Annotated in this window: 4 protein-coding genes and 2 pseudogenes; 1 reads left to right on the top strand and 5 read right to left on the bottom strand. The window is 58.5% G+C overall.

Annotated features, from left to right (window positions below):
• Window positions 1–327 precede the first annotated feature (327 nt).
• The 4 genes and pseudogenes from AC0L3N_RS33545 to AC0L3N_RS33530 all read right to left on the bottom strand — a co-directional run bounded on the left by AC0L3N_RS33545 (window position 328) and on the right by AC0L3N_RS33530 (window position 2,881).
• A pseudogene (locus AC0L3N_RS33545) lies at window positions 328–1,260 on the bottom strand (extracellular solute-binding protein).
• Between the two features lie 414 nt (window positions 1,261–1,674).
• Entirely contained in the window at window positions 1,675–2,082 is a 408-nt protein-coding gene (locus tag AC0L3N_RS33540) for a hypothetical protein (RefSeq protein WP_473551948.1), read from the bottom strand.
• 56 nt (window positions 2,083–2,138) lie between these two features.
• On the bottom strand, window positions 2,139–2,573 hold the full coding sequence (locus AC0L3N_RS33535) for a serine hydrolase (RefSeq protein WP_473551947.1): 435 nt from the start codon (window positions 2,571–2,573) through the stop codon (window positions 2,139–2,141).
• Window positions 2,574–2,584: 11 nt separating this feature from the next.
• On the bottom strand, window positions 2,585–2,881 hold the full coding sequence (locus AC0L3N_RS33530; protein ID WP_473551944.1) for a hypothetical protein: 297 nt from the start codon (window positions 2,879–2,881) through the stop codon (window positions 2,585–2,587).
• Between the two features lie 542 nt (window positions 2,882–3,423).
• On the opposite strand from AC0L3N_RS33530, the gene AC0L3N_RS33525 reads away from it, so the two are divergent.
• Window positions 3,424–4,395, top strand: coding sequence for a helix-turn-helix transcriptional regulator (locus AC0L3N_RS33525; protein ID WP_473551943.1), 972 nt, complete (start codon window positions 3,424–3,426; stop codon window positions 4,393–4,395).
• A gap of 145 nt (window positions 4,396–4,540) precedes the next feature.
• Here the strand turns inward: AC0L3N_RS33525 and AC0L3N_RS33520 are convergent.
• Window positions 4,541–5,298, bottom strand: a pseudogene (locus AC0L3N_RS33520) (transposase); the annotation flags it as partial.

Below are 5,298 nucleotides of genomic sequence, written 5' to 3'. Positions count from 1 at the left end.
CGTATCGACGGTTTTCTTGTGCATGCCATAACTCCTAGGCGGCCATCGCTCTCATCGGTGCCGCACATTCGGTTCAGATGTCCCCGTACTCGCGACCGCAGCGCTCGTTTCGATGAGGCGGGCTGGGCCGCAGCCAATGCTCCCGCCGTCAAAATTTGTTGACTTATCCGCCAATACATGCGGTCCGGCACTCGGTGATCTTCTGCCTGTTCTCTGCTAACCAAGTCACATCCCCTTTATGATTTGTGGACGAATACGCGGTCGGCAGCGCCAATTTGACAGAGGCGTTCATAAAGTCGCTCGCATGCTTGTTGCGCAGCGCGTAGTTCATGCGCTTGGCGAATTCCGCTTGCGCTTCCGGGCGCTGTAGACGTAGTTCAGCAGTGCCTTGGCAGCGATCGCATGTGGCGCGCCCTTGGTGATGTCCCATGCATCTGCATTGAGAATGGCGCCGTTCCACACAATAGAAACCGGGAAGCCTTCCTTGCGCAGCTTTGCGGCACGTCCATTCCAGACCATCGCGGCGACTACTTACTTGGTGGGTGACAGTTGTTGGCTCTGATTTCCGCTAGTCCACCAGGTAATTTGCGGTCTAAGTGGTCGCGCTTCTGGACCGCGGGATCGAGATCCAGAGGATTGACTTCCTTTAACGTCCGCAAGCAATGCGGCGCTCAATACTTCCCAAGACGTGCCATAGTTGGGAAGAGCACGCGGCCCCGGGAATGCTTTGACGTCCCAGAAATAGGCCCAGCTCTTCATGCCGCCGTACGGAAACGCACTTTCGTCGTAGGAGAGGACAGAGGCCTCCATTTCCCAGAGTACTGAGTTTCCGAGGCACGATCCCTCGAACTCCTCTGATACCACATTAGATAACTCGGAGCAGTCGCCCAAATCTTCGAGGTAAAGCGCAATTGTCGGCGACCGCACGCCATCCAAAATGACCGAGATGATGTCCCATTCCATGTTGTTGGCTTCGCTCATGGCACGCACGCGTGCTGCGTTCTCCGCATAGCAGCCGCCGGCATCGGCTATTTCGATGTCGGTCTGCTTGGTAAAGGGGTCGAAGAACAACTCCTTGAGGTGATCAAAAAATGTGCCAGAACCGATACTGACGACTACTTTCTTCTGTCCCGCCGCTTTGGCCGCCGCCACTAACTCATTGACGGAGGCGGCGATGGCCCGCGAAAACCAGAGGCCAGGTGCTGATGAAATGAGCGCCAAGCCTGCGGCGCTCTTGATAAAATGACGTCTATTTGGCATGGGAGCCTGCCTTTTTCCTTGGCTTTCTGGGCGTCGAGCTTCCACCAAACGGCGCCTGCTAGTTAAGCCCGATTAGTTATGCCCAGCCTTCGATTGTTATGATCGGGAGTGGAGCGGCAATTGAACACCTCAGTCAGTCGTAGCAATGTTAGATCAAAATCGGCACGGGTTTGTGCTGGATTCCCCGTCTCCGGTATAACCATAAGGCAGGATCAGGATCGGCGTGAACCTTGGTGGACGCCGGTCCGACCCCGGGGCTCGATCACAGCCAAGTAGTGCTTTTCCTTTGGCCACGCCCTGCCCGTGCTCGCTAGAGGAGAGGTCGTCCGCAACGCCGTCCAGCCTGTCCGGCGTTGCTACGGGATTGGCGAGTGGAATGGCAACCGCCAACGGCAGGGGTTCGCGGCCAGCCATTCAGCGGGCCGCGCACGCATCTCTGATGGCGTGGATCGCGGCCAGTGCCTCGATCGTACGACTCGAGGAGTTGCCATCATCTGGATAATACGACAGTTTCACCGCCGCAAAATCTTTTTGCGGATCCATATAGATCAGCTGGCCGCCATACCCACGGCACATGTAAGCCCGTCGCTCAGAATCCTCGATCCAGAAGGTGTTGTGGTAAGCGCCTCTCGGGAGGCATTGTCTGGCACCATCGAATATCCGGAATAGATCATGACTAGCCCCTCGCGTCTTTTCGATCCATTCCGATGGAACAATCTGCCTTCCGTTTAGCTCTCCGCCGCGCAGGTGCAGCAGCGCGAACCGGGCATAGTCACGAAGGGTCGCATTTGAAACCGCGATCCGTGCAGGGAAGGCCGGCATGGTCGACGGTGATATAGGCGTCTTCTTCCGCGCCCATCGGCGCCCACAGTTCGGTGCTAACGAGCTCCGCGAGTGGCTTCCCGCTTGCTCGCTGCATGATGAAGCCCAACACGTTGTTTTTTCGGGCGACCGGTAGTCGAATAGCGCGCCATGTGGACGTTGCTGCTCGTCAGCCTCAGGATGAGTTGCCACGTGGTCTGGGGGTAGTCAGGAGATTCCACCGGCCACCATCCCGCAGCCTGCATGAGCATGTGCTCGTGGGTACCAGGCTTGGAGCCGGGTCCAGTGATCCTCACGCCCGCCGTCATGTCCAGCACATGCTGCACCTTTGCGGCGCGATAGGCGGTCGCTTCGAGTTCCGGCAGATACTGCGTCACCAGGCTCTCCGTCTCGACGAGCCCCTTGTGAACAAGTATGCTGAACACTGTTCCCGCAATCGACTTCGATACCGACATCGCGAGGTGCTGGCAGTTGGGCTGCAGGCCGTTCATGTACGTTTCGGCTATGACCTCGCTGCGGGACAGGACGAGGAATCCATCCGTAAAGCTGCTGTGCAAAAATCGCGGATGGTGGAACGCCGTCCAGCCACCTCGAACGCGATACCATTGATGTCGGCGATCCCCTCCGGAAGCGGCACGACAGGTCCCCGGCCGCGCCAGATTGATGCGGTCGGCATAAACTCGCGCACACGCTGAAACGTCCAGCAGTTGTACGGCGGAAGATCCCACTCCGTCCGCGGAATGATCGGCGCGCCGGGGCTCATCGGAGCGGGCTGCCGCTTGGAGCTGGTGTCATTCATGATTTCCTCCTCCATTTCCATCACGGATCGCGCAAGCTTGGGAAGCGCCCGTCGCCTCAATCGGACCACTATTGCCGTACCCGCGACCCCGCACGGAGCTGCGGCGACCAATTCTCGGAACTTTAGCTTTCCCTAGATGAGGTTGATCATGCCTGATTGTTATGCCCGGCCCTCGGTTGTTATGATCAGAGCCCTCTTGGAGCTGCAATACTCCCGTGGTCGCAGCAGGTGGATCAATCGAGACCAGCATGGCGGATGTATGCGTCCGATTACCATGCCGTCCGCCTCGGTGGGGTGGAAAATCGTGCCGATAACAGGGGAATCGCATACCCCATCGTTGATCAGTTTCGGCACGCGGCAGTGGGGGCCCAGTCGATGCGTCGTTTTGGAGGTCTAGTTTTGGAGGTCTAGTTGACGCTTTCCACACTTAGCCGTATAAATTGATGCAATGAGAACACAAGACAAAGTGCTGTTGTTTATCGGCCTCCGAAGCAACCGGAGACAGTCATCCGCGCTGCTTGTTTTCGCCCCGAGGGCAGGATGTGATCGACACCGACGAGTTTGTCCGCCGCCTGAGCCAGGGTAGCGGTTTCCTCATCCAAAGAGCCGACGGCACTGAAGCGGTGGGTGGCCACCGCTGCTTGCCTCCGGCTGAGCACGCCTCGGGTCAGGGAATTGGCTACTACGATTACCAGAACCCCTGCCTTACAATGCGCAAGCTGGAGGCCAAACACGAATTTTACGACGATGAACCGGGCCTAGGTCGCTTGGTGTTTCTGCTCCACTTGTCCGGGTCTCGGCGAATCGAGCTTGGCAGTGCACATCAGAATGAATTGACCAAGCCGACCCTCGCTGTGTATTATCAGCCCCAGGGACTTTACAAGCGAAGTGTCTGGACTCGTGGCGCCAACGAGTTGTCCGTGACCGTCGGCGTCTGGCCAGAAAGACTGGCGTCGCTGTTCGGCTTTTACCCGATCTGCTTTCCGAACTTTTCAGGCCCTAGCGGTGATGAGGCCGAGGCTTTCTGGTATTCCCGCCCGCTCCCCTATGCGCTCATGTCAGCGGCCGAGAAATTGCTCAACCCTGGCGTACATCCACTGCTCGTGAAAAACTATATTTCGACCAAATCCCAAGAACTACTCTGCCTCAGCCTGAGCACGCTGCTGTCCGACGGCGAATTCCTATCCCGTCCCGATCTGCGTTTGATTCGCATCGAGCACGTCAAGACCATGGTCGACGCAAACCTGAAGAACCCGCCCTCCCTGTCGGAGCTTGCCACTACACTCGGCCTGTCCACTGAGGAGCTGTCGGATGAGTTGCGCGGGGAAACAGGTGTCAGCTACGCCCAATACATCACAGACCGCAGAATGAAGCGGGCAATGTTGCTGCTGGAAGGTGCCGATACCCCTCTTAAACGGGTGGCTTACGAAGTAGGCTACGCTCACACCTCTAACTTCTGCATTGCCTTCAAACGACATTTTGGAACAACGCCAAAAGAAGCACGCGGGCAGTAGACACAACGGACCGATCAATGGCGAGCGCTTCCGGCTCTATCTCGATAAGGTGATCGTGCCCTCGTTTAAGCCGGACGACGTCGTCATCGACAATCCCGTCTCGCACAGGGGCAAAGCCATACGGCATGCCATCTCGCACAGCGACTCACCCGACCTGAACCCGTCGTCCGTGAACAATGAAGGCGGATCGGGCTGCGACAGGTTTTGCCATGCAATTGAGCGTCGCGATGAGCAGCCACAAAAGCTGCCCGAACCAGTTGAGCAGCAGCAGCGAGAAGTTGTATCCGGCGGCGGCTAGGATGGCGTTGACGGCGTCGCCTTGCTCGCCGGCGAGGTAGTTGCGGCCCATGCGGTGCTCAGCCTTGATGTGGCCGATCACCGGCTCGATCGCCGAGCGGCGGCGCATCGGGCGCTTGATGGCCGCTGTGACGCGGCGCTTCTGGCCGGCGGTGAAGATCCTGAACTTATGGCTGTCGGGTGCGTTGTGGCCGCGATATCCGGCGTCGGCGAGGATGCGGCCGATCTCGTTGCCGATGGTCTTCTCCATGTCGGGGATAATCGCTGCCAGCGTATGGCCGTCATAAGGATTGCCCCGCAGCGCTTTCGCGTGCAGCGCGAAACTGGCCGCCTTTCGAGCGCTCAAGCGTTGTGGCGACCGACACCTTGACACCGAACTCGTATCGGGCATGCGCCTTGCCCTTGCCGATGCACTCGACCTCGTGAGCGTGCAGGCTGTAGATGTTGCGGCCGCGCTGGCGCTGTCTCTGCTCCAGAACCGTCGAGGCCCTGGTAGAGCGGCCATTTGAAGATCGTCTCGAGCTCCTCTTCGCCGGCGATCTGGCGGGAGATGTCGCGAATGGTCCGGCCGAGATAGGTCTTGAGCCTGCGCAGCGCCTTGTTGGC

It is taken from the genome of Mesorhizobium sp. WSM4807 (genome assembly GCF_055811615.1).
This window is presented reverse-complemented; position numbering and strand designations above follow the sequence as displayed.